The sequence below is a fragment of the Luteimonas saliphila genome (assembly GCF_016774335.1).
In the GTDB taxonomy this organism is placed as follows: domain Bacteria; phylum Pseudomonadota; class Gammaproteobacteria; order Xanthomonadales; family Xanthomonadaceae; genus Luteimonas; species Luteimonas saliphila.
In genome coordinates, this window is the sequence record NZ_JAETWA010000047.1 from 189998 (window position 1) to 214298 (window position 24301).

Here is a 24301-nt window from a genome sequence, read left to right on the forward strand (position 1 = left end):
CGCACTCGCGGCCGTGGCGCATCCATGTGCGACTTGCACGATCCCCCCGGGGCACGGCGGCCATGCGATCTGGTGCCGCATCGCTTCACACCGGATCGAGATCGACGGCACGCCGGTTTGCTGGTTCCGGACAGGGTGTGCACAGGACGCGGCAACGCGCTGTTCTGAACATTTGTCCCAGTTCTACTGCAGCAAGATCACTGGGCAGGTCACCGCCACCCAGGTAGCACTACGTTGACCTAACGCATCTGTAGTGGCCGTGCCTTACGAAGGCTGCCGCTTACAGGCCGCGACTCCCGCCAAAGCCCAACGCCACGAAGCCTCAAACAGAACGCATCCGGAAGCCGCGGTGGACGGGGTGTCTGCATCCGAAGGCACGTTCCTTCCGGCGCTCCTGCTCTTGCTTGTCAGAGCTCAGGCTTCGAAACGGGCGGACCTCAACTGCACATCGACTCGCGACCGACGGGCTCACCTGGGAATCAAGCGCCAGCGCCGAACAACCACGGCTGCGACGCACGATGGCGTGCCTCGAACGTGGCGATGGCCTCGTGTTCCTGCAGCGTCAGGCCGATGTCGTCCAGGCCGTTGTACAGGCAATGCTTGCGGAAGGCGTCGATCTCGAAACCGTACTGCACGCCATCGGGTCGGGTCACCCGCTGCGACGCGAGGTCGATGGTGAGCTGGTAACCGGGCGTCGCCGCGCACTGTTCGAACAGCGCGTCGACTTCCGCCGGCTCCAGCACGATCGGCAGCAGGCCGTTCTTGAAGCTGTTGTTGTAGAAGATGTCGGCGAAGCTAGGCGCGATGATCGCGCGGAAGCCGTACTCCTCCAGCGCCCAGGGTGCATGCTCGCGCGAGGAGCCGCAACCGAAGTTCTCGCGCGCCAACAGCGCGCTCGCGCCGCGGTAGCGCGGGAAGTTCAGCACGAAGTCCGGGTTGACGGGGCGCAGGCTGTTGTCCTGCCCCGGCTGGCCGATGTCGAGGTAGCGCCATTCGTCGAACAGGTTCGGCCCGAAGCCGCTGCGCCTGATCGACTTCAGGAACTGCTTCGGGATGATCTGGTCGGTGTCGACGTTGGCACGGTCCAGCGGTGCGACCAGGCCGGTATGGGTGGTGAAGGGAGTCATTGGAGGGGCCGGGAATGGGGAATGGGGAATGGGGAATGGGGAATGGGGAATGGGGAATGCGACAAGGGGACAGGCTTCGGGATCGCAGCTGACGTGATTCCCTATTCCCTATTCCCTATTCCCTGCAGTTCGCGAACATCCACGAAATGCCCCGCCACCGCCGCCGCAGCGGCCATCGCCGGACTGACCAGGTGGGTGCGCCCGCCGGCGCCCTGGCGGCCTTCGAAGTTGCGGTTGGAGGTCGAGGCGCAATGCTCGCCGCTGCCGAGCTTGTCGGGATTCATCGCCAGGCACATCGAGCAGCCCGGCTCGCGCCATTCGAAGCCGGCATCGAGGAATATCCGGTCCAGGCCTTCCGCCTCGGCCTGCGCCTTGACCAGGCCGGATCCGGGCACCACCAGCGCCTGCTTGATGCTGGAGGCGACCTTGCGGCCCTTCGCGACGGCCGCCGCCGCGCGCAGGTCCTCGATCCGCGAATTGGTGCAGGAGCCGATGAACACGCGGTCGAGGCGGATCGTGGCGATCGGCTGGTTGGCCTCCAGTCCCATGTACTTCAGCGCGCGCGTGATCGAATCCCGGCGCACCGGATCGGATTCGCGTTCCGGGTCGGGCACGTTCTGGTCCACCGCCAGCACCATCTCCGGCGAGGTGCCCCAGCTCACCTGCGGGCGGATGTCGGCGGCCTGCAGCTCGACCACGGTGTCGAACCGCGCGTCCTCGTCCGACACCAGATCCCGCCATGTCGTCACGGCCGCGTCCCAGTCGGCGCCCTTCGGCGCGAATGGGCGGCCCCTCACGTACTCGATCGTCTTCTCGTCCACCGCCACCATGCCCACGCGCGCGCCGGCCTCGATCGCCATGTTGCAGATGGTCATGCGGCCTTCCATCGACAGCGCGCGGATCGTACTGCCGCCGAACTCCAGCGCATGGCCGTTGCCGCCGGCGGTGCCGATCCGGCCAATCACCGCCAGCACGATGTCCTTGGCGGTCACGCCGAACGGCAGTTCGCCCTCGACGCGCACCAGCATGTTCTTCATCTTCTTCGCCACCAGGCACTGGGTCGCCAGCACGTGCTCGACCTCGGAGGTGCCGATGCCGTGGGCCAGCGCGCCGAACGCGCCATGGGTGGAGGTGTGCGAGTCGCCGCAGACGACGGTCATGCCCGGCAGGGTCGCGCCCTGCTCCGGGCCGACCACGTGCACGATGCCCTGGCGGGCGTCGTTCATCTTGAACTCGAGGATGCCGAAGTCGTCGCAGTTCTCGTCGAGGGTGCGCACCTGCAGGCGCGAGACCTCGTCGACGATCGATTCCAGCCCGCCCTGGCGTTCGGCGCGTGTGGTCGGCACGTTGTGGTCGGGGGTGGCGATATTGGCGTCGATGCGCCACGGTCTGCGGCCAGCGAGGCGCAGGCCTTCGAACGCCTGCGGCGAGGTGACCTCGTGGAGGATGTGGCGGTCGATGTAGATCAGCGAGGAGCCGTCGTCGCGGCGCTTGACCTCGTGCATCTCCCACAGCTTGTCGTACAGCGTCTTGCCTGCCATCGGCGTGCCCCGCGTCGGTCCGTTGGTCTGGATGGCCCGCGGCACGGCCGCCGGACAAAGCCATCCTAGGCACTTGCCATCAATAACTCCAATTCATATTTTTCATTCCTCGAATAACTCGCAGGAATGAAATGGACCTGGCCAGCCTGGAGGCCTTCGTCGCGGTCGCCGACAGCGGCGGCTTTTCGGCCGCGGGCGAACGCCTGCACCTGACCCAGCCCGCCGTGAGCAAGCGCATCGCCGTGCTCGAGGGGCAGCTCGGCCGCCGCCTGTTCGACCGGGTCGGGCGCGAGGTGGCGCTGACCGAGGCCGGGCAGTCGCTGTTGCCGCGCGCCCGCCGCATCCTGGCCGAACTGGAAGACACCCGCCGCGCGCTCGGCCATCTCGATGCCGAGGTCGGTGGTCGGCTGAGCCTGGCCACCAGCCATCACATCGGCCTGCACCGCCTGCCGCCGCTGCTGCGACGCTTCGGCCAGACCCATCCGCTGGCCGCGCTCGACCTGCGCTTCCTCGATTCGGAACAGGCCTGGGCCGAGGTGCTGCATGGCCGGCTGGAACTGGCGATCACGACCCTGGGCCCGGCGGCTGCGCCGCTGCGCACGGTTCCGGTCTGGGAGGATCGGCTGGAGTTCGTGGTCGCGCCGGACCATCCGCTGGCCGGGCGCGAACAGGTGGACCTGCGCGACCTCGCCGCGCATCCGGCGGTGCTGCCGGACGCCAATACGTTCACCCACCGCATCGTCGCCGAACGCTTCGCCGCCGAGGGTCTGGCGCCGACGCTGCGCATGACCACCAACAGCATGGAGACGCTGCGGATGCTGGCGAGCGTCGGCCTGGCCTGGAGCGTGCTGCCGCAGACGATGCTCGACTCGCAGACCGTGGTGCTGCGCGTGCCCGGCGTGGCGTTGCGGCGCCAGCTGGGCTACGTGACCCACGCAGGGCGCACGCTGTCGAGCGCGGCGCGGGCGTTCATGGCGCTGCTCGACGCCGTCGCCACACGCGACTGAGGCTCAGCCTGCCGGGGCGGGCCGTGGCTGCGATGCACCTGGCTGCGGTTCATCGCGGCGCACCCGGAACCACGCTGCGTACAGCGCCGGCAGGAACAGCAGGGTCAGCACCGTCGCCACCGTCAGCCCGCCCATGATCGCCACCGCCATCGGCCCGAAGAACACGCTGCGCGAGAGCGGGATCATCGCCAGGATCGCGGCCAGCGCGGTCAGCACGATCGGCCGGAACCGGCGTACGGTGGCATCGACGACCGCATCCCAGCGCGCGTGCCCGGCGGCGATGTCCTGCTCGATCTGGTCCACCAGGATCACCGAGTTGCGCATGATCATGCCCGCCAGCGCGATCGTGCCCAGCATCGCCACGAAGCCGAACGGCACCCGGAACACCAGCAGGAACAGGGTCACGCCGATCAGGCCCAGCGGCGCGGTCAGCAGCACCAGCGCGGTGCGCGACAGGCTGCGCAGTTGCAGCATCAGCAGCGTCACCACCACGAACAGGAACAGGGGCAGGCCCGCCCTGATCGAATCCTGGCCGCGGGTGGAATCCTCCACCGTGCCGCCGGTCTCGAGCCGGTAGCCCTCGGGCAGTCCGGCGCGGATCTCCTCCAGCGTCGGCAGGATCTGCGCGACAACGGTGGGCGGCGTCAGCCGGTCGCGGATGTCGGCGCGCACGGTGACGGTCGGCAGGCGGTCGCGGTGCCAGACGATCCCGTCCTCGAACACGTATTCGAGCGTGCCGATCTGCGACAGCGGCACCGACTGCCCGCTTTCGGTCGGCACCGCCAGGCTGCCGAGCAGGTCGAGCCGCGCACGTTCGTCGTCGGTGCCGCGCAGCAGCATGCCGACCAGTTCGTTGCCTTCGCGATAGGTGCTCACCTGCAAGCCGCTCAGCGAACCGGACAGGAACTGCGCGACGTGCTGCGAACTGACCCCCAGCGCGCGGGCGCGATCCTGGTCGATGCGCACCCGGACCACCTTGCTCGGCTCGTCCCAGTCGAGGTTGACGTTGGCCACGTGCGGGTTCTCCCGCACCTTCTCCGCGACACGCACGGCGATCGCGCGCACGCGCTCGACATGCTCGCCGGAGACCCGCAGCTGCACCGGATAGCCCACCGGCGGCCCGGTCTCCAGACGCGTCACCCGCAACTGCAGCTCGGGAAACGCGGGCGCGACCTCGTCGGTCAGCCAGCCGCGCAGCGCCTCGCGCGCGTCGACGTCCCGGGTCATCACCACGAACTGGGCGAAGTTCGCCTGCGGCAGTTGCTGGTCGAGCGGCAGGTAGAAGCGCGGCGAACCGGTACCGACGTAGGCGACGTAGTTCTCGACGCCTTCGCGTGCGTCGAGCAGGGCCTCGAGCCGGCGCACCTGCGCCTCGGTCGCGCGCAGCGAACTGCCTTCGGCCAGCTCAACGTCGATCATCAGCTCCAGCCGGGTGGAATCCGGGAAGAACTGCTGCGGCACGAAGCGGAACATCGCGATCGAGACGACGAACGCGGCCACGGTCGCACCGATCACCAGCCAGCGATGGCGCAGCGACCAGTCGAGCACGCCACGCAGGCGAACATAGAACGGCCGCTGGTAAGGATCGTGGTCGTGCGCGTCGTGCGAGGATGGCGCCAGCGCGAAGGCCAGCCGCGGCCAGCGCAGCGCCATGCGTTCGCGTCGTCCGCGCCAGCGCGCCGCCAGCGAGCCGGGGCGCGGCGGCCGCGGATGCGCAAGGTCCGGCAGCATCTTGTCGCCCAGGTAGGGGATGAACAGCACCGCCGCCACCCACGACACCAGCAGCGCGATCGTCACCACCTGGAACAGCGAGCGGGTGTATTCGCCGGTGCCCGAGGCCGCGGTCGCGATCGGCAGGAAGCCGGCGGCGGTCACCAGGGTGCCGGTGAGCATCGGGAAGGCGGTGCTGGTCCAGGCGAAGCTCGCCGCGCGGAAGCGGTCGAAGCCCTGCTCCATCTTGATCGCCATCATCTCCACCGCGATGATCGCGTCGTCGACCATCAACCCCAGCGCCAGCACCAGCGCGCCGAGCGAGATCTTGTGCAGGCCGACGTCGAACCAGCGCATGGCGATGAAGGTCATCGCCAGCACCAGCGGGATCGACACCGCGACCACCAGCCCGGTGCGGAAGCCGAGCGAGAAGAAGCTGACCAGCAGCACGATGGTCACCGCCTCGGCCAGCACGCGCATGAACTCGCCGACGGAGGCATCCACCGCCGCCGGCTGGTCGGCGACCTTGCGCAGTTCCATGCCCGCCGGCAGGGTGCGCTGCAGCCGCGCGAACTCGCGCTCGAGGGTCTTTCCCAGGCGCAGGATGTCGCCGCCCTCGTGCATCGACACGGCGAGGCCGATCGCATCCTCGCCCATGAAGCGCATGCGCGGCGCCGCCGGATCGGCGAAGCCGCGGGTCACCGTGGCGATATCGTCGAGCCGGATGGTGCGGTCGCCGGCGCGGATCGGAAACTCGCGCACCTGCTCGACCGAACCGAACGCACCGTCCACGCGGATCTGGACGCGGTCGGTGGCGGTTTCGAAGAAGCCGGCCGGCACCACCGCGTTCTGCTGCGCCAGCGCCTCCTGCACCGCCGCCAGCGGGATCCCGAGCGTGGCCAGACGGGTGTTGCTGACCTCGATCCACAGCTTCTCGTCCTGCAGGCCGACCAGTTCGACCTTGCCGACGTCGTCCATGCGCTGCAGCTCGAGCTGCACCCGGTCGGCGTAGTCCTTGAGCACCGCGTAGTCGAAGCCCTCGCCGGTCAGCGCGTAGATGTTGCCGAAGGTGTCGCCGAACTCGTCGTTGAAGAACGGCCCGACCACGCCCTCGGGCAGGGTGGCGCGGATGTCGCCGACCTTCTTGCGCACCTGGTACCAGAGGTCCGGGATCTCGCGCGAATGCATCGCATCGCGCGCCATGAAGATCACCTGCGATTCGCCCGGCCGCGAGTACGAGCGGATGAACTCGTAGTCGCCGGTCTCCATCAGCTTCTTCTCGATGCGCTCGGTGACCTGGCGCGCCACTTCGTCGGCGGTCGCGCCCGGCCACAGCGTGCGCACCACCATCGCCTTGAAAGTGAAGGGCGGATCCTCGGAGCGCCCGAGCTGGAGGTAGGAGAACACGCCCGCGATCGCTACCACGATCATGGTGTAGAGCACCAGGCTGCGGTTGCGCAGCGCCCACTCGGAGAGGTTGAAGCGCATCGCTCAGCGGCTCCGCGCCGCGGAATCGTGGCGCACGAGACGCCGTGCCCGCCTCACGGCGCGGGCTCCGTCGCGGCCTGCGGCGTCGCCACCGGCCGGTTGTCGCGATCCACCGGCGCCACTCGCTGCCCTTCGCGCAGCAGGTGCCCGCCCGCGGACACCACCCAGTCGTCCGCCGCGAGCCCGGACAGCACCGGCACCCGGGTTTCGCCGAAGTCACCGAGCTCGACCGGAACCAATGCCAGCGTGCCGTCGTCCGGTTCGACCACCCACACCGCGTGCCCGCCGCCCGGGCCAGATTGCAGCGCGGACAGGGGCACGCTCAGCGCGGCGCGCGTGCCGTTGCCGGCCACGTACACGCGCGCGCTCTGGCCGAGCTCGACCGAAGGCTGGGCGGCGGGATCGAGCGCGACGCGGGCGGCATAGGTGCGCGCCTGCGGATCGGCGGCCGCGGCGATCTCGCGGAGGGTGCCGGACAGGCGCTCTCCCGGGGCGTTCCACAACTCGATCTCGACCGGCTGTCCGATGGCGAGCTCGCGGATGCGCGATTCCGGCAGCGCGATCGCCACCTCGCGGCCGCCGTCGCCGGCCAGGGAGAACACCGCCTGCCCGGCCGCGACCACCTCCCCGGCCTCGACCAAGCGGTTGGCGATCACGCCATCGCGAGGCGCCTGCAACTGCGCGTACGCCGCCTGGTTGCGCGCCACCTCGAGCTCGGCACGGGCCGCGCGTGCCCGCTCGTCGGCGGCCTTCCACGCGGTCTCCTGCGCATCCATCGCCGAGGCGCTGACCAGTTGCTCGCCGGCCAGGGCCGCATAGCGGGCGCGGTCGGCACGTGCCCGGGCCAGTTCGGCCTCGGCCGCGGCCAGTTGCGCCTGCGCCGCCTGCACCTGCAGGCGCTGGTCGCCGGGGTCGAGCTCGGCCAGCACCTGGCCCTTGCGCACGCTGTCGCCGGCGTCGACGTGGCGCCGCACCAGGTTGCCGCCGATGCGGAACGCGAGCGGACTTTCCTCGCGTGCGCGCACCTCGCCGGCGTAGGCGGTCACCGCCGCGTCCGCGCCACCTGCGGGTTGCTCGACGAGGACGGGGCGCGGCGCCTCCGCGGGTGCCTGTTCGCCGGCGCATGCCGCAAGCAGCGCCGCCAGCGCAATCGCACACCACCATCCACGGAAGGAACGATCCGTCGCCTTCATCGGGCACCCGATTAATGAACCGGCGCGTATAGTATAAATAGCGTACCGATTAGTCTAGTATTACATCATGTCGCTCAAGCTCCCGCCTTCCGCTGCCGCGTCCGCGTCCGCGACTTCGCGTCCCCCGGCGGGCCCCGGTCGGCCCAAGGATCTGGCCAAGCGCGCCGCGATCCTCGACGCCGCCGCGCGGATGTTCACCCAGCACGGCTTCGAGGGCGCGAGCATGGACCAGATCGCCGCGGAAGCCGGTGTGTCCAAGCTCACCGTGTACAGCCATTTCGGCGACAAGGAAGCGCTGTTCGGCGAGGCGGTGCGCGTGGTCTGCGCCTCGCTGATGCCCGACGACCTGTTCGTCGCCGACCCCAGCGCGCCGCTGCGCTCGCAGCTGACCGATATCGCCAAGGCCTTCTTCGCGATGATCACCAGCGACGAGGCCCTGGCCACGCACCGGATGATGATGACCCCGGGCAGCGACGAACGCCTGCGCCAGATGTTCTGGCAGGCCGGTCCGGAGCGCACCCAGCGCGCGTTCGCCTCGTTCCTCGAGGCCCGCGTCGCGCGCGGCGATCTGGACGTGCCCGACCTGCCGCGCGCGGCCCGGCAGTTCTTCGCCCTGCTCAAGGGCGACCTGCACACGCGCATGGCCTGCGGCCTGTGCGAGCGCCCCAGTGCGGCCGGGGTGGATGCGCACATCGAGGCCACCGTCGACATGTTCCTGCGCGCGTACGCCAGCCGCACGCCCGCGCAGGCATGAGTCGGGCGGGCGCCATCGGTCGCGGTGACTTCCGGCACTCAGCCGGACCGGCGCCCGTGGCGATCATGGCCCCGCGAATTTGCCCGCGCCGGCCAGTAGAATTCCGTTCCTTCCTCTTTCGTTCCCGGACCGCACGATGACGTTCGATTACGCCAAGGCCCGCGAGACCATGGTCGAGCAGCAGATCCGTCCCTGGGACGTGCTCGACCCGCGCGTGCTCGAAGTCCTGGTGCGGCTGCCGCGCGAAGCCTTCGTCGGCGAGCGCCACCGCGCGCTGGCCTACGCCGACCTCGAACTGCCGCTGGGCCACGGCGAGACCATGCTCAAGCCCGTACTCGAGGGCCGCGCGTTGCAGGCGCTGGCGCTGGAAGGCGGCGAGTCGGTGCTCGAGATCGGCACCGGCAGCGGTTTCCTGACCGCGTGCCTGGGCATGCTGGCGCGCGAGGTGGCGAGCATCGAGCGCCACGCCGACCTCGCCGATGCCGCGCTCGGCAGGCTGCAGGCGCAGGGCATCGGCAACGTCGAGGTGGTCGCCGCCGATGCGTTCGCCTGGGATCCCGGCCGCCAGTTCGACGCGATCTGCGTGACCGGTGCGGTCGACGCGGTGCCGTCACGTTTCGTGCAGTGGCTGCGTCCCGGTGGCCGCATGTTCATCGTCCATGGCCGGGTACCAGCCATGGACGCGGCATTGCTGCGCAACGATGTCGACGGTCATCGCATCGAATCGTTGTTCGAAACCGAATTGCCGTACCTGGTCGGCGCCGAACCGACGCCCGAGTTCAAGTTCTGACACGTTCCGAATTTCGCCAAGGATCTCCGATGCGCCGCCGCCCCCTCGCCCTCTCCCTCGCCCTCGTCCTGATGTCCGCGCCGGTCTTCGCCGAAGACCTGATGCAGACCTACGAGCTGGCGCGGACCAACGATCCGCAACTGTCGATCGCGGAATCGCAGCGGTTGTCGACCCGCGAGAACGCGGTGCAGGCACGCGCCGCGCTGCTGCCGCAGATCAACGGTACGGCCAGTCTGGACCGCTCGCACGAGGCCGGCGGCACCGGTACCGCACGCAGCCGCAGCTACCGCGCGTCGCTCGGCCAGGCCGTGGTCGACCTCGGCGCGATCTCGAGCCTGCGCGCGCAACGCGACTACAGCACCGCCGCCGACTACGACCTCGAGGCCGCCGGCGACGAACTGATCTCGCGCACCGCCAACGCCTATTTCGACGTGCTGGTGGCGCTGGAGACACTGGCGGCGGCCGAGGCCGCGGAGGAAGCGTTCCAGAAGCAGTTCGACTACGCCGACAAGCGGCTGGAAGTGGGTCTCGCCCCGATCACCGACGTGCACGAGGCCCGCGCGCAGTACGACGGCGCGCGCGCCAACACGATCCTCGTGCGCAATGCATTGCAGGACGCCTACCAGGCGCTGGCCGAGATCACCGGCACCCCGATCAACGCGCTCAGGGCGCTGCCGGAGGACTTCCGTCCGGAACTCCCGCCCGGCGGCGATGCCGAGGCCTGGGTGCAGCGGGCGGTGGACGGCAATCCCAGCCTGCAGGCGGCGCGCTACTCGGTGCAGGGCGCCGAACACGGCGTCTCGAGCGCGCGTGCCGCGCACCTGCCGACGCTCGATCTCGGCGTGAGCTACAGCAACGGCGCCAACTGGTACTCGCCGGGCACGGTGATCCCCCCCGGTGCCGAAGGCTTCGGCAACAGCGAGGGACACGCGTTCGGCCTGACCCTCACCGTGCCGATCTTCTCCGGCGGCGCGACCCAGTCGCGCGTGCGCCAGGCCATCGCCGGCCGCGACATCGCCCAGGACCAGCTGGAACAGGGCCGCCGCGCGATCGAGCGCAACACCCGCTACGCCTACCAGGCGTTGGTGGCCGGCATCAGCGAGGTCGAGGCGCGGCGCCTGGCGCTGGTCTCGGCGCAGAGCGCGTACGACGCCTCGCAGGTCGGCCTCGAGGTCGGCACCCGCACCGTCATCGACGTGCTGATCAACCAGCAGAACCTGTTCAGCGCGCGCCAGGCCTACGCGACCGCCAAGTACAACTACCTGCGCAACCGGCTGCTGCTCGAACAGGCCGCCGGTACGGTCGACGCGGCCACCGTGCAGGACGTCAACCGCCTGCTGACCGTCGACACGACCGTTCCCGCCCAGCAGCAGTAGCCGGGCCCCCGCGCACGCAGCGGGCAGTCGCCTGTTCCGTGCGCGCCGCGTCCGGGCAGTCGGGCGCCTGCGATCCGGTACCGCTTCGTTTTCACCGCGTTGCTTCCCTCGTGCGTGCGCTCCTGGCGCGGCCGCCGCCTCACGGTTTCAGGCGCGCAGATGTCCGGGCAGGTCCGCGCGGATCACGTCGAGCGTGCGCTGCAGCGCACCGCGGCCGTCGCGCACCAGTGCCAGGCCCGCTTCGCGCATCGCCGCACGTCCAGGCAGATCGTCCAGCAGCTGCGCCAGGCCCGCGACCACCGCATCCACGTCCGCGCCGATGCGCAGCGCGCCGGCAGCCTGCATGAGCCGCGCGATATCGGCGAAGTTGTGCAGGTGCGGGCCGGTGACGACCGGTGTGCCTACCGCCGCCGGCTCCAGCAGGTTGTGGCCGCCGATGTCCTGCAGGCTGCCGCCGACGAAGGCCACGTCCGCGCAGGCGTAGAACTGCTGCAGCTCGCCCAGCGTGTCGAGCACGAACACCGCGTCGTCGGCGTCGGGCCAGTGCGTGAGCTTGCGCGTGGCCACCCGCCAGCCGGCGTCGACCGCCTGCTGGGCGGCGCCACGGAAGCGCTCGGGGTGGCGTGGCGCCCACAGCATCAGCAGGTCCGGCCAGCGCTCGCGCAGGCGCCGGTGCATGGCGACGACCATGGCCTCCTCGTCGGGGTGGGTGCTCGCGGCGATCCAGACCGGGCGCGCGCCGATCCGGTCGCGGAATCCGGTCGCGGCGCGCGCGATCTTCTGCACGTCGATCGCGATGTCGTACTTGAGGTTGCCGGTCACCGCGAGCGATGCCGGTGTCGCGCCCAACGCGGCGAAGCGGCGGGCGTCGTCGGCGGACTGCGCGGCGATCCGACGCAGCGTGCGCAACGCGCGCGACAGCAACGGACGCAGCACGCGGTATCCGCGCAGCGACCGCTCCGACAGGCGCGCATTGACCAGGTAGGCGGGGATGCCGGCGTCGCGGCAGCAGAACAGCAGGTTCGGCCACAGTTCGGTTTCGACCACCAGCGCGATCCTCGGCGAGAAGTGCGCGAGGAAGCGGCGCACGGCGCCCGAGAGGTCGTACGGCAGGTAGACGTGTTCGACGCGCTCGTCCCACAGCGCACGCACGCGCGCCGAGCCGGTCGGGGTGATGGTGGTGACCAGGAGCCGCTGGCCGGGAAACGCGCCGAGCAGCGCGTCGACCAGCGGCGCGACCGCGTTGACCTCGCCCACGGACACCGCATGCACCCAGATCGGGGCCGGCCTCGCCGGCGCGGCGTAACGCGCATAGCGCTCGCCCCAGCGTTCGAAGTACGCCTCCTGGCGGAATCCGCGCCAGATCAGGTGGTACACGGTGACCGGCACCAGCAGGTACAGCACCGCCGAATACAGGCCGCGCAGCAGGCGTTCGGTCGGGTCGGCACGCATCGGCACAGGATAGCGGGGAATCGGGAATCGGGAATCGGGAATGGGAAAGGCTAGCGGATGCGGTTCTCCTTCCGCGCTGACGATCATGCGTCCAGAGCCTGCACGTCGAGGGCGACGCGCGACTCGTGATCAATGCCGGTCGAAGACCGGGGATGGGGGCAAGGCCCGCATGCGGCCTCCACCACAGAGCGGCGACGTTCGGGCTGCGCCGCCCACCAGCGACTACAATCGCCCGATGAGTTCCACGCAGAACCCGGCGCCGGGCCCGCCGCTGTCGCCGCGGCACTGGCCGACATGGCTGGGCATCGGCGCGATGGCGTTGGCCGCGCGTCTGCCATGGCTGTGGCAGCGTGCGATCGGCCGCGGTATCGGCACCGTGCTCCGGCAGGCGCTGCGCGAGCGCCGCGCGGTCGCCGCGCGCAACCTCGCACTGTGTTTCCCCGAGCTGGACGACGCCGCGCGTGAAGCGCTGTTGCTCGCGCATTTCACTTCGCTGGGCATCGGCCTGTTCGAGTTCGCGCGGGCGTGGTGGGGCTCGGTCGAGCCGATGCGCAAGGCGCTCGTGGTCGAAGGTCTGGAGCACATCGAGGCCGCGCGTGCCGGCGGCCGCGGCGTGATCGCGGTCTCCGGCCACTTCAGCACGCTGGAAATGTGCGGCCGGCTGATGTGCGACCACGTGCCGCTGGCGGGGATGTACCGCCCGCACGCGCAGCCGGCGATGGAATGGGCGGTGCGGCGCGGGCGTGCACGCTATGCCGCGGCGATGTTCCCCAAGCAGGACGTGCGCGGTGCGGTGCGGCACCTGAAGCAGGGCGGCCTGCTGTGGTACGCGCCCGACCAGGATCCGAGTCGCGGCGACGCGGTCTACGTGCCGTTCTTCGGCCAGCCGGCGCACAGCCTCACCTCGACCCACGCCCTGGCGCGGATGTCGGGCGCGGCGGTGGTGCTGTACCAGCACCGTCGTCGTGCCGACGGCGGCTACACCCTGACGCTGTGGCCGGCGCTGGAGGACTACCCGTCGCGCGACGCCACCGCCGACACCGCGCGCGTGATCGCCGGCATCGAGGCCATGGCGCGTGCGGCACCGGACCAGTACCTGTGGATCCACCGCCGCTTCAAGCGCCGACCCGACGGCACCTCGCCCTACGCCGGGCCCTGATCCGCCGCGCGTAGGCGCGCCTTCGGGCGCGAGCGCGATCCTTGCGATCTACACGCCCGGGTCCTGTCGCGCCTGAAGGCGCTCCTACACCTGTAGTGGTGGATTGCGCGATGACGATACGTGTAGGCCCCACGCAGCCGAACGCTCGGATGGGTGCCTCCACCCGACTTCACCGCTACCGTGGTCCTGCTCCCTGTAGGAGCGCCTTCAGGCGCGACCGCGAGCGGTGCGATGAACGCATCGACCCCTGTCGCACGTGAAGGCGCGCCTACGCGGTGGCGGCGCCTTGCGCGGCAGGGGCGGGTGCAGCCTGCCGCCCAGCCAGCAGGCTGCCGGCGTACAGGGCCGCCAGCAACAACGTCAGCCCGCCCCAGAACGTGGAATAGAACGCCAGGTGGGTGTTGAACGGGAACACCGTCACCGCCAGCGCCAGCATCGCCGGCCGCGCGCGCGCGCGCGCATCGGCATCGGCGAACCGCCACGCGCGCCACGCCAGGGCCGCGCCGGCCAGCCACAGCAGCAGGCCGATGGCGCCGGTCTCGCTGAGGATCTCCAGCAGGATCTGGTGGGCGTGGAAGGCCGGACCCTCGCCCCATGCGGCCGGCTCGCCCGGCTCCGGATCGCAGGCCGGGAACGCCTGGCGGAAACCGCGCGCGCCGACCCCATTGACAGGATGCTCGCGCGCCATGCACACCGCCGCGCCCCAGATGCGCGTACGCCCGGACAGCGCGGTGTCCACCCCCTCATCGCCTTCCGCGGTCCACGCCTGCGCGGTGCGCGCCACGCGCTGCTGCACCTGCGGCGAGAAGTAGGACAGCGCCGCCAGCGCCACCGCGCCCGCCGCGAACACCCCCAGCAGCTTCTTCCAGCCCAGCAGGCTCCAGCCGCTGAACAGCAGCACCAGGGCGAAGGTGATCCACGACGCGCGCGAGCCGGCGAACAGCACCACCACGCCGACCAGCAGCGCCGCCACGATCCAGCCGCTGCTGCCGAAACGCCGCCCTGCGGCATACAGCGCGAACGGCGACAGGCTGGCCAGCACCACGCCGAGCTTGAGGTTGCACGGCCCGAGCACGCCGCCGAGACGGTCGGCGGCCGCCAGTTGCTCGACGCTGCACATCGGGCGCCCGCTGATGGCCTGCTTGATCGAATCGATCCCCCAGAACAGCGGGCTGGTCCCGATCACCACCTGCACCAGCGCGTCGAGCGTCCACGCCAGCACGATCACCGCGAGTCCGCCGAACGTGATCCGTCGGCCGCGCGGGGTAGCCACGGCCGATGCCGCCAGCCAGAGGAACGGCAGGTAACGCAGGTCGACCAGCGATTCGCGCAGGGCGCGGCCCTGGTCGAGCGCATCGAACGACGACACCAGCTGCGGCAGCCAGTACGCGCAGAACAGCACGCTGGTCAGCGCCCAGGCCTGGTGGCTGAGCAGTCGCATGCCGCCATGGAAGCGGCCGATCGCCAGGTGCGCGATCGCGGCCAGCGCGCCCAGCACCATCACCGCTTCGGCGTAGCCCGGCGCGGGCCACAACGCGACGAACGCCAGCACCCAGTGCGGCGCCCAGCGCCAGCCGGCGCGGGGCGCGTCAGCGGGCGTCGGGGGCGTGAGCGTCGCGGAGTTCGTCATAGACCGACAGCGTGGCGTCCTGCATCGCCTGCAAGGTAAACGCAATGGTATCGGGAAGCGATGGCGGCCGGGCGAGCGCGGCGCGCACCGTGCGCAGCAGCGCATCGGGATCGTACGGCGCGACCGCGCCCGCCGGCTGCAGCGCGCGCAGCAGTTCGCCGACGCCGCCGTGATCCCAGCCGATCACCGGCCGCCCGACCGACAACGCCTCGACCACCGTGCGCCCGAACGATTCGGGCTTGCGCGAGAGCTGCAGCACCAGATCGCTCGCGGCGAAGGCCTCGGCGATGGCGGCGGTGGCCGGGGTGATCGCGATCGCGTCGCCGACACCGGCCTCCAGCGCGCGTCGGCGCAGTTCAACGGCGTACGCCTCGCGTCCGTCCTGCACCGCGCCGGGCATCCACAGCCGGGCGTCGAGGCCGTCGGCGCGCAGCGCGGCGAGCAGTGCGATCGCGTCGCCATGTCCCTTCAGCCGGGTGCCGCGACCGGGCAGCAGCAGCAGCAGTCCCTCGTCCGCGAGCGTGGGGTGCTGCGCCGCCACCCGCGCCCGCGCCGCCCGGTCGGGCCAAGCGACGCGCGGGAATTCCGCCGGGTCCACCCCGCGCGGGATCACCCGCAGCACGCCGGGATCGGTACGCGGATAGTGCTGCAGCACGAAGTCGCGCACGGTCTCCGACACGCACACCACGCGCTCGCCGCGCACCATGATCGCACTGTAGCGGGAGGGCGTGTTCAGGCCGTGCACGGTGGTGACGAAGCGCGGTCGTGCCGGCGCCGGCATGCCGCGCAGCGCGCGCCAGCCCAGCCACGCCGGCAGGCGCGAGCGCGCGTGCACGATGTCGACCCGCTCGCGCGCGAACAGCCGGCGCAGCGCAGGCACATGGCGCAGCACCAGCGGCGACTTGCGGCCGATGTCGAGCGCGATGTGTTCCGCGCCGCTCGCCAGCAGGCGCGGCAGCAGGCGCCCGCCAGCGGAAACGACCAGTGCGCGATGGCCGGCGCGCACCAGCGCATCGGCGATCTCGAGGGTGGAACGTTCGACGCCGCCGGAGTCCAGCGCCGGCAGCAGTTGCACCACGGTCAGCGGGCGCGGCATGCGCGACCCCGCGCCGGCATCAGTCGACGAGAACGAAATGCGCGCCGCAGTACGGACAGTCGGCCTCGCCGCCATCGGCCTCGATCGGCAGGTACACGCGCGGATGCGAGTTCCACAGCGCCATCGACGGCAGCGGGCAGCTCAGCGGCAGGTCGCTGCGATGCACCTCGTAGCGGGACTGCGCATTGGCTTGCGTGGGCTGGGGCTGGATCGCGGTCATGGCATCGGGGTTGGGGCTGCAACCGCCGCATTCTAGCGCGGAAGGCGCGGAGGCCGTCGCGCGTGGGCCGGTGCGGGGCATTCGACGCAGGACTTGGCGCAGCGAGGTGGCGCCGGCATCCGTCGCCCTGTCGACCGGAACGCCGGGTCCATGAGTACCCGGCTGCGCCGGAAAGACGACGCGCGGTCGTCACGGCGATCCCGGGTGCGTCGCGCCCGGGCAACCCGCCGGCTTTCATCTACGGCGGCAGGTCGAACAGCAACAGGTCCGCGGTCCCGCCGCCCTGGCCTGCGAGCTGCAGATGTCCCGGTTCGCCGGACACACCGACCGCATCACCCGCGGACAGGGGTTCGCCGTCGACGACCACTGCGCCGTGCACCACGTGCAGCCAGTACAGCCGCGACGGATCCAGCGCGTGCACGACGCCCTCGCCTTCATCCAGCCGTACGCCGTGCAGCCAGGCCTGCTGCCGGATCGCCAGGCTGCCGTCCGCGCCATCGGGCGAGGCCAGCGTGGCCCAGCGGCCCTGGCGCTTCGTCGGAGCGAACGCGCGCTGCGCATAGGCGGGCGGCAGGTCACCGCGGTCGGGCATGATCCAGATCTGCAGGAAGTGCACCGGCTCGCTGTCCGAGCCGTTGTACTCGCTGTGTTCGATCCCGCTGCCGGCGCTCATCCACTGCACCTCGCCCGGCCGCAGCACGCCGCTGCTGCCGGTGCTGTCGCGATGCGCCAGCGCGCCGCTGATCACGTAGCTGAGAATCTCCATGTTCGCGTGCCGGTGCGGCGGGAACCCGCCGCCCGGCGCCACGCGATCCTCGTTGATCACCCGCAGCGGTCCGAAACCCATCCACGCCGGGTCGTGGTAATGGCCGAACGAGAACGTGTGCCGGCTGTCGAGCCAGCCGGCATCCACGTGCCCGCGTTCGCCGGAGCGGCGGACGATGCGCATCGCCCTGCCTCAACCTTTCGCGGCGTCGGCGCCTTCCGGCGCGGCGACCATGGCTTCGGTGGTGATCCGCAGCTCCACCTCGTCGCTCACGTTCGGCGCGTACGCGCCCACGCCGAAATCGCTGCGCTTGAGCGTGGTGACGGCGTCGAAGCCGGCCGCGGCGCGCTTGGCCATCGGATGCTCGGCGAAGCGGTTGACGGTCACGTCCAACTCCACCGGCCGGGTGATGTCCTTGACCGTGAGGTCGCCTGTGACCTTGAGCCTGTTGCCGCCGGCGGATTCGACCGACGTGCTCTTGAAGGTGATGGCCGGGAACCTCTCCGCGTCGAAGAAATCGGCGCTGCGCAGGTGGTCGTTGAAATCTTCCGCGAACGAGCTCAGCCCGTCGAGCGGCAGGGTGACCTCCACCGACGAGGCGGAGACGTTGTCGGCGTCGTACACGATCCTGCCTTCCGCCTGGCCGAAGTTGGCGACCGGGTTGGAGAAGCCGAAGTGGCTCCACTGCGCGACCACGTTGGTGTGGTTGGGGTCGATCACGTACGTGCCGGAGACGCCCTCCACCGGCGCGACATCGGCCGGCGCAGGCTCCGCACCGTCCAGGGTGGCGGCGGGCGTGGCCGCGGGGTCGGCGGCCGCAGGCGGCTCGGCCGGCGAGCACGCGGCGATGGCCAGGGTCAGGGCGAGCGGAAGCAGGAGGAGCGCGGGACGTTGCATGGTGGTGACCTCGGAATACGTGAGTGGGTGGCGCGGTGTGTAGGTGACGTTGGCACGGCCGGCGCCGCGGGTGCTGCTGGACTTCACTGCATCGCCGGGCGCGGCCCGGCCGCCCCGGCACGAAGCCTGCGGCCCGGCATTGCCGCGCCGCGCCGATCCCCGACGCCCGGCCCGCCGGCATCGACGCTGCCGGTGTCGAAGGATGCGGAATGCCTCATTCGATCCGTGCCGCCTCGTCGAACGACAGCCGCGGCAGGCGCGGGTACGTCGCCGACGGGTCGCCCCGGCCGAGGTTGATCAGGATATTGGAGCGCACCGGGGTGCCGGTGAAAAACGCCGCGTCGACCTTGTCGTTGTCGAAGCCGGTCATCGGCCCGGTATCCAGCCCCAGCGCGCGCGCCGCCAGGATCAGGTACGCGGTCTGCATGCTCGAGCCGCGCAGGGCCACGCGCTCCAGCCGCGCCTCCGGCGAGCCCTCGAACCAGGATTTCGCGTCGGCATGAGGGAACAGTACGGGCAGCTTGTCGTAGAAGCGCAGGTCGTGGCCGACGATCACGGTGACCGGCGCCGCCATCGTCTTCTCGAAATTGCCCTCGCTCAGCGCCGGCCCCAGCTTCTCCTTGGCCTCGCGCGAGCGCACGAACACGAACCGCGCGGGGCAGGCATTGGCTTCCGTCGGCCCCAGCTTCGCCAGGTCGTAGAGACGGTGCAGGGTGGCGTCGTCGATCTGCCCGGCGAACGCGTTGTGGGTGCGGGCGGTACGGAAGAGCTGGTCGAGCGCGGCATCGGGCAGCGTGTCGGTCATCGGGCGTCCTGAGGAGGCGGTCTGAAGTGGCTGCAGTGTAGAGTTCCACGCATGACGTTCAGCCGCGGTCATCGGAACGGATGATTACAGAAATGGAACGAGCCGCGGCCGCGGGTCCGCATTCAGCGCAAATCTGGTCCCTCAGCGACGGCCGCGCCGGCAATGCCCGCCAGGCGGATGCACTGGCTGCCGCCCTTGGCGGCGCGACCCGCACCGTCGCGCTGGAACCGCGCCCGCCCTGGCACTGGCTGGCGCCGCGCCTGCTACCGGGCGCCGCGCGCGCCTTCGGCGTCGCGTTTGCGGATGCGCTGCAGGCGCCCCCCGCGCTGGCCATCGGCTGCGGCCGGCAGGCGGCGCTGGCCACCCGCCTGCTCGGCACGCGCGGCGCGAAGACCGTGCAGATCCTCGACCCACGCATCGACGCCCGCCACTGGGATCTGCTGGTGCTGCCCGAACACGACCGCCGCCGCGGCGACAACATCATCCCCCTGCTCGGCAGCCTGCACCCGGTCGACGATGCCTGGCTGGCCGAGGCCCGGCGCGCATTCGCCGCATTCACCGACCTGCCCGCGCCGCGGACCGCCCTGCTCGTCGGCGGCCCCACCGCGCATGCCCGTTTCGACCGCGCGCGCCTCGAAATACTGTGCGCCGAGCTTGCCGCGCAGGCCGCGCACGGGGGCGGCAGCGTGCTCGCCACCGTCTCGCGACGCACCCCGCCCGGCATGGTCGAGGCCATGCGCCGCGCGCTCGCCGGTACTCAGGGCCTGGCCTGGCGCGACACCCGGGACGGTCCCAATCCCTATCCCGGCCTGCTGGCCTGGGCCGATCGCATCGTCTGCTCGCCCGACTCGGTGAACATGGTCAGCGAAGCCTGCGCCACCCGCGTCCCTGTCCACGTGTTCGACGCGAATCGTACCGACGGGCGACCGCGACGCTTCCTCGAAGCGCTGCGGGCGCGTGGACGCATCACCGGGTTCGACGTGCCCCCCGGCCAACACCCGGACCTCGTGCCGCTGCGGGAAACCGGCCGGGTGGCGGAGATGGTGCGGCAGCGGCTGGCGTGGGGTTGAGCCGCAAACGCTCCAGACGCCCCGGGTGCGCTTCGCTTATCCGGGCTACGCCGGCCGGGGCCGTCGCGGCTGGCGCATCGGATCCACGTTTCATGTAGCCCGGATAAGGCCGCAGGCCGCATCCGGGGCCTTGCGGGAATACTCCCGCCATCGCACTCCCGGATGCGCTTCGCTTATCCGGGCTACGCCGGCCGGGGCCGTCGTGGCTGGCGCATCGGATCCGCGTTTCACGTAGCCCGGATAAGGCCGCAGGCCGCATCCGGGGCCTTGCGGGAATACTCCCGCCATCGCACTCCCGGATGCGCTTCGCTTATCCGGGCTACGCCGGCCGGGGCCGTCGCGGCTGGCGCATCGGATCCACGTTTCATGTAGCCCGGATAAGGCCGCAGGCCGCATCCGGGGCCTTGCGGGAATACTCCCGCCATCGCACTCCCGGATGCGCTTCGCTTATCCGGGCTACGCCGGCCGGGGCCGTCGTGGCTGGCGCATCGGATCCACGTTTCACGTAGCCCGGATAAGGCCGCAGGCCGCATCCGGGGCCTCGGGGACATTCCCACCCACGCACTCCATGGTGCGGCTTCGCTTACCCCGGGCTAGGAACTACGGGACAGCGCAGGCGGCAGGCATGTCCGGCTACTGCGGCGGCGCCGCCAGCTCGCGTGCGTCGAGGAAGCCGTCCCGGTTCACGTCCTGGCGGCGGAAGCGCTCGGCCAGGCGGGCACGGTGCTGGCCGCGGGTGAGAGACCTGCCCTTGCCACCGGGTTGTTCGTCGGGGGAGAGCACGCCGTCGCCGTTGCGGTCCATGCCGTCGAAGGCGTAGGTCATCCAGTCCTGGTACTCGGCCAGGGAGACGCGGCCGTCGCCGTCGGTGTCCATTTTCGCGAGATAGTCGCCGGTCTGCGTGACTTGGGCGAAAGCGGCCGCGGGGAGCAGCAGGAGAGCGAAGACGATCAGGATGTGCATGGGAGGAGTGTAGCGGCTCGGTCGCCCTCGGCCGGCGCTGTGCGCCGACCACTGCCGCCAAGCGGGCAGGGGGTGAAGCGGCGTCCGTATCCGAGGGGTGTGCCGCAGGGAGCGGGAACGTACGTGAATGCGCTGCCCCATCCGTGCTGTGCGCCGACCTCTCCCGCGAGCGGGAGAGGTGCGAACCCGGAGTCCTGGCTCGACCCCTGCCGCGAACCGCGGAGGTGCGGCGCTACCGCGTCAGGCGCGGACCGACTGCAGCGAATAGCCCTTGAGCCGCGCCGAGTAGTCCTGCAGCACCCGGATGCCGCTGGCCTCGGCCTCGCGGCACCAGTCCTGCAGGGCGTGCAGGGCGTCGCTGGCGTTGGTGCTGCGCGCTTCGAGCACGGCGGCGAGGCGGCGACGGTATTCGACCAGGGTGTGGATGCGCGGGCGCTGCGAGATCCACTGCTGCATCTGCTCGCGCGCCTCGGGCTTGAGCCAGCGGCCGTCGTCGACCAGCGCCTTGCGCTGCTGCCGCGGCAACAGCGAGCGCAGCTTCGCGCCGGCGGCCTGGGCTTCCTCGCGCAGGGCCGGCATCAGCACGTTGCGCTGGTAGTCGGTCATCGCCTGGAAGCGGTGCGCGAGCAGCGCGCGCATGGTGTCGGTGTCGGGCACCTGGATGTTCGGGCGCACGTCCAGCGCCGGGGCCACGCGCAGCACCTTGGCCAGACGCACTTTCTCCAGGCCCCGGATCACCGCCCAGCCGATGTCGAACTCCCACTTGCGCAGCGCGAACTTGGCCGAGCTGGGGAAGGCGTGGTGGTTGTTGTGGAGTTCCTCGCCGCCGATCCACACGCCCCAGGGGGTGAGGTTGGTGGCGGTGTCGGTGGTCTCGAAGTTGCGGTAGCCCCACCAGTGGCCGAGGCCATTGACCACGCCCGCAGCCCAGAACGGGATCCACGCCATCTGGATCGCCCAGATCGCGATGCCGGCGAAGCCGAACAGGGCGAAGCTGACGAACAGCAGCAGCGTCGGGCCGAGGGTGGCGTGCGGGGTATAGAGGTGGCGCTCGATCCAGTCGCTGGGCGCGCCCTTGCCGTACTGCTCGATGTCGGCGCGCATGCCGCGCGCTTCGCGGTAGAGTTCGACGCCCTGCCAGAACACGGTCTTGATGCCCTTGTGCATCGGGCTGTGCGGGTCTTCCTCGGTCTCGCACTTGGCGTGGTGCTTGCGGTGGATGGCGACCCACTCGCGGGTGATCATCGAGGTGGTCAGCCAGGTCCAGAAGCGGAAGAAGTGCGCGAGCACCGGATGGAAATCCACGCCGCGGTGCGCCTGACTGCGATGCAGGTACAGCGTGACCGAGAGGATGGTCAGCTGGGTGGCGACCAGGAAGTAGGCGGCGAGCGGCCAGAAGCTCCACTGCAGCAGGCCACCGGCGAGGAAGTCGATCAGGGACGCGGGCATGACGTTTTTCGGCAGGTTGGGACTCTTGCATGATGGGGCCCGCGCGATGCCAAGGCCAGCCCTGCGGCCACGTATGGTGTTCATTGGATTCATCCCCATGTCCCGCAGATGACCGACGACGCCCGTCTTCACGCCACCGTCCTGATCGAACTCGACGACGCCCGCGTGCTGCGCGACGGGCGCGCGGCGCTGGACGGCGTGAGCCTGCGGCTGCCGCTCGGGCGGCATACCGCGATCCTCGGGCCGAACGGCTGCGGCAAGTCCACCTTCATCCAGCTGGTCACGCGCCAGCTGTACCCGGCGGCGCACGCGGACGGACGGCCGGCGGTGCGGATCCTCGGCGAACACCTGTGGGACGTGCGCGCGATCCGTTCGCGGCTGGGCATCGTCACCGGGGCGATGCACGACCAGCTGGCGACCCTGCCGGAACTGTCGGTGGAGGATGTGGTGCTGGGCGCGTTCGACGCGCGCCTGGCGCCGCAGCCCAGCGAGGTCCCCGAAGAACGCCTGCAGCAGGCCAGCGGCGCATTGGCGCGGGCCGATGCCGCACACCTCGCCGGCCGCCTCTACGCCAGCCTGTCCACCGGCGAGGCGCGGCGGGTGCTGCTGGCGCGGGCGCTGGTGCACGGGCCGCTGGCGCTGCTGCTGGACGAGCCTGCGGCAGGCCTGGACGTGGTCGCGCGGGAACGTCTGCTGCACACGCTGCGTCGGCTCGCCGGCGAAGGCGTGACCCTGCTCCTGGTCACCCACCACGCCGAGGAACTGGTGCCCGAGATCGGCCACGTGGTGCTGCTGCGCGAAGGTCGCGTGGTCGCCGACGGCGCGCGCGACGAAGTGCTGACACCCGCCCTGCTCGCGCGCGCGTTCGATGCGCCGCTGCGGCTGCGCGATGGCGCGGTCCCCACCTTCGAGTTCGACCGGGCCGGCGCCGATGCCTGAGCTGCCCGAGGTCGAGACCACGCGCACGGGGCTGGCGCCGCATGTCCAGGGGCGCCACGTGCGCGCGGTGGTGCTGCGCCGGCCCGACCTGCGCTGGCCGATCCCGGCCGAGGTCGCCGACCTGTTGCCCGGCCAGCGCATCCTCGCGGTGCGCCGCCGGGCGAAGTACCTGCTACTCGACACCGCCGCCGGCAGCGCCCTGCTGCACCTGGGCATGTCCGGCAGCCTGCGCGTGCTGCCCGCGTCCACCCCGGTGCGCGACCACGACCATGTCGACTTCGTGCTCGATGGCAGTCGCCCGGGATCGAAGCGGGTGCTGCGTTTCAACGACCCGCGGCGCTTCGGCTGCCTGCTGTGGCAGCCACCGGGCGAGACCCATGCGCTGCTGCAGGGTCTGGGTCCGGAACCGCTGTCGGACGATTTCGACGGCGACCACCTGTTCGCGCGCAGCCGCGGCCGCAGCGCGCCGGTGAAGGCCTTCCTGATGGACCAGCGGATCGTGGTGGGCGTGGGCAACATCTACGCGGCCGAGGCGCTGCATGCCGCCGGCATCTCGCCACTGCGCGCCGCCGGGCGGGTCTCGCGCGAGCGCTACCGGCTGCTCGCCGGCGAGGTCCGCCGCATCCTCGACCACGCCATCCGCCGCGGCGGCACCACCCTGCGCGACTTCCTCGCCCCGGACGGAGCGCCCGGCTACTTCGAGCAGGAGCTGTCGGCCTACGGCCGCGGCGGCGAACCCTGCCCGCGCTGTGGCCGGCCGCTGCGGCAGGCGGCGATCGGCCAGCGCGCCACCGTCTGGTGCGGCCGCTGCCAGCGCTGAAGCGCCCGTGGGCCACCGTGCACGGCGACCGGCAGCGCGCCTTCGCGGT

The 24301-nt window shown here is 71.0% G+C and carries 21 protein-coding genes; 8 read left to right on the forward strand and 13 right to left on the reverse strand.

All coding sequences use genetic code 11. The annotated features are described in order from the left end of the window. Window positions 1–479: 479 nt before the first annotated feature. Window positions 480–1127, reverse strand: coding sequence for a 3-isopropylmalate dehydratase small subunit (leuD, locus tag JMO03_RS19290; protein ID WP_202845386.1), 648 nt, complete (start codon window positions 1125–1127; stop codon window positions 480–482). A 101-nt stretch (window positions 1128–1228) separates the two neighbouring features. Continuing rightward, entirely contained in the window at window positions 1229–2668 is a 1440-nt protein-coding gene (leuC, locus tag JMO03_RS19295) for a 3-isopropylmalate dehydratase large subunit (protein WP_202845387.1), read from the reverse strand. Window positions 2669–2799: 131 nt separating this feature from the next. On the opposite strand from leuC, the gene JMO03_RS19300 reads away from it, so the two are divergent. Then, window positions 2800–3675, forward strand: a complete 876-nt coding sequence (locus tag JMO03_RS19300; RefSeq protein WP_202845388.1) for a LysR family transcriptional regulator — start codon at window positions 2800–2802, stop codon at window positions 3673–3675. 3 nt (window positions 3676–3678) lie between these two features. Here the strand turns inward: JMO03_RS19300 and JMO03_RS19305 are convergent, their stop codons facing one another. Continuing rightward, the gene (locus tag JMO03_RS19305) at window positions 3679–6873 is read right to left on the reverse strand and encodes an efflux RND transporter permease subunit (protein ID WP_202845389.1); all 3195 of its coding nucleotides are present in this window, start codon (window positions 6871–6873) and stop codon (window positions 3679–3681) included. 53 nt (window positions 6874–6926) lie between these two features. After that, window positions 6927–8066, reverse strand: a complete 1140-nt coding sequence (locus JMO03_RS19310) for an efflux RND transporter periplasmic adaptor subunit (protein ID WP_202845390.1) — start codon at window positions 8064–8066, stop codon at window positions 6927–6929. Window positions 8067–8133: 67 nt separating this feature from the next. On the opposite strand from JMO03_RS19310, the gene JMO03_RS19315 reads away from it, so the two are divergent. The 3 genes from JMO03_RS19315 to JMO03_RS19325 all read left to right on the forward strand — a co-directional run bounded on the left by JMO03_RS19315 (window position 8134) and on the right by JMO03_RS19325 (window position 10986). Then, complete coding sequence (locus tag JMO03_RS19315; protein WP_202845391.1) at window positions 8134–8820, forward strand: TetR/AcrR family transcriptional regulator; 687 nt, start codon at window positions 8134–8136, stop codon at window positions 8818–8820. Window positions 8821–8956: 136 nt separating this feature from the next. Then, the gene (locus tag JMO03_RS19320) at window positions 8957–9610 is read left to right on the forward strand and encodes a protein-L-isoaspartate O-methyltransferase family protein (RefSeq protein ID WP_202845392.1); all 654 of its coding nucleotides are present in this window, start codon (window positions 8957–8959) and stop codon (window positions 9608–9610) included. 29 nt (window positions 9611–9639) lie between these two features. After that, entirely contained in the window at window positions 9640–10986 is a 1347-nt protein-coding gene (locus JMO03_RS19325) for a TolC family outer membrane protein (RefSeq protein WP_202845393.1), read from the forward strand. 147 nt (window positions 10987–11133) lie between these two features. Here JMO03_RS19325 and waaA read toward each other — a convergent pair whose 3' ends face one another. Beyond that, window positions 11134–12438, reverse strand: a complete 1305-nt coding sequence (waaA, locus tag JMO03_RS19330) for a lipid IV(A) 3-deoxy-D-manno-octulosonic acid transferase (protein ID WP_202845394.1) — start codon at window positions 12436–12438, stop codon at window positions 11134–11136. Window positions 12439–12673: 235 nt separating this feature from the next. On the opposite strand from waaA, the gene lpxL reads away from it, so the two are divergent. Next, window positions 12674–13597 carry an LpxL/LpxP family Kdo(2)-lipid IV(A) lauroyl/palmitoleoyl acyltransferase gene (gene lpxL / locus JMO03_RS19335; RefSeq protein WP_202845395.1) on the forward strand — a complete coding sequence of 308 codons (924 nt, stop codon included), beginning with the start codon at window positions 12674–12676 and terminating at the stop codon, window positions 13595–13597. A gap of 268 nt (window positions 13598–13865) precedes the next feature. On the opposite strand, the gene JMO03_RS19340 is transcribed toward lpxL, so the two are convergent. From JMO03_RS19340 to JMO03_RS19365, 6 genes are all read right to left on the reverse strand, one after another. After that, window positions 13866–15227, reverse strand: a complete 1362-nt coding sequence (locus JMO03_RS19340; protein WP_202845396.1) for an O-antigen ligase family protein — start codon at window positions 15225–15227, stop codon at window positions 13866–13868. Beyond that, window positions 15187–16323 carry a glycosyltransferase gene (locus tag JMO03_RS19345; RefSeq protein WP_202845397.1) on the reverse strand — a complete coding sequence of 379 codons (1137 nt, stop codon included), beginning with the start codon at window positions 16321–16323 and terminating at the stop codon, window positions 15187–15189. The genes JMO03_RS19340 and JMO03_RS19345 overlap by 41 nt, the downstream gene beginning before the upstream one ends. A gap of 19 nt (window positions 16324–16342) precedes the next feature. Continuing rightward, window positions 16343–16543: a zinc-finger domain-containing protein gene (locus tag JMO03_RS19350; protein WP_202845398.1), complete on the reverse strand. Its 201-nt coding sequence runs from the start codon at window positions 16541–16543 to the stop codon at window positions 16343–16345. A gap of 238 nt (window positions 16544–16781) precedes the next feature. After that, window positions 16782–17492: a pirin family protein gene (locus JMO03_RS19355; RefSeq protein ID WP_202845399.1), complete on the reverse strand. Its 711-nt coding sequence runs from the start codon at window positions 17490–17492 to the stop codon at window positions 16782–16784. 9 nt (window positions 17493–17501) lie between these two features. Then, window positions 17502–18206 (reverse strand): YceI family protein, encoded by a 705-nt coding sequence (locus JMO03_RS19360; protein WP_202845523.1) that lies wholly within the window; start codon window positions 18204–18206, stop codon window positions 17502–17504. A gap of 214 nt (window positions 18207–18420) precedes the next feature. Then, window positions 18421–19011 carry a malonic semialdehyde reductase gene (locus JMO03_RS19365; RefSeq protein WP_202845400.1) on the reverse strand — a complete coding sequence of 197 codons (591 nt, stop codon included), beginning with the start codon at window positions 19009–19011 and terminating at the stop codon, window positions 18421–18423. A 92-nt stretch (window positions 19012–19103) separates the two neighbouring features. On the opposite strand from JMO03_RS19365, the gene JMO03_RS19370 reads away from it, so the two are divergent. Beyond that, entirely contained in the window at window positions 19104–20081 is a 978-nt protein-coding gene (locus tag JMO03_RS19370; protein ID WP_202845401.1) for a mitochondrial fission ELM1 family protein, read from the forward strand. 633 nt (window positions 20082–20714) lie between these two features. Here JMO03_RS19370 and JMO03_RS19375 read toward each other — a convergent pair. Together JMO03_RS19375 and JMO03_RS19380 are read right to left on the reverse strand one after the other, a co-directional pair. After that, window positions 20715–21044, reverse strand: a complete 330-nt coding sequence (locus tag JMO03_RS19375; RefSeq protein WP_202845402.1) for an EF-hand domain-containing protein — start codon at window positions 21042–21044, stop codon at window positions 20715–20717. 240 nt (window positions 21045–21284) lie between these two features. Next, complete coding sequence (locus JMO03_RS19380) at window positions 21285–22493, reverse strand: DesA family fatty acid desaturase (protein ID WP_202845403.1); 1209 nt, start codon at window positions 22491–22493, stop codon at window positions 21285–21287. A gap of 108 nt (window positions 22494–22601) precedes the next feature. On the opposite strand from JMO03_RS19380, the gene JMO03_RS19385 reads away from it, so the two are divergent. Together JMO03_RS19385 and mutM are read left to right on the forward strand one after the other, a co-directional pair. Further along, window positions 22602–23432, forward strand: coding sequence for an ABC transporter ATP-binding protein (locus tag JMO03_RS19385; protein WP_202845404.1), 831 nt, complete (start codon window positions 22602–22604; stop codon window positions 23430–23432). Further along, window positions 23425–24252: a bifunctional DNA-formamidopyrimidine glycosylase/DNA-(apurinic or apyrimidinic site) lyase gene (gene mutM, locus JMO03_RS19390; RefSeq protein WP_202845405.1), complete on the forward strand. Its 828-nt coding sequence runs from the start codon at window positions 23425–23427 to the stop codon at window positions 24250–24252. The genes JMO03_RS19385 and mutM overlap by 8 nt, the downstream gene beginning before the upstream one ends. Window positions 24253–24301 lie beyond the last annotated feature (49 nt).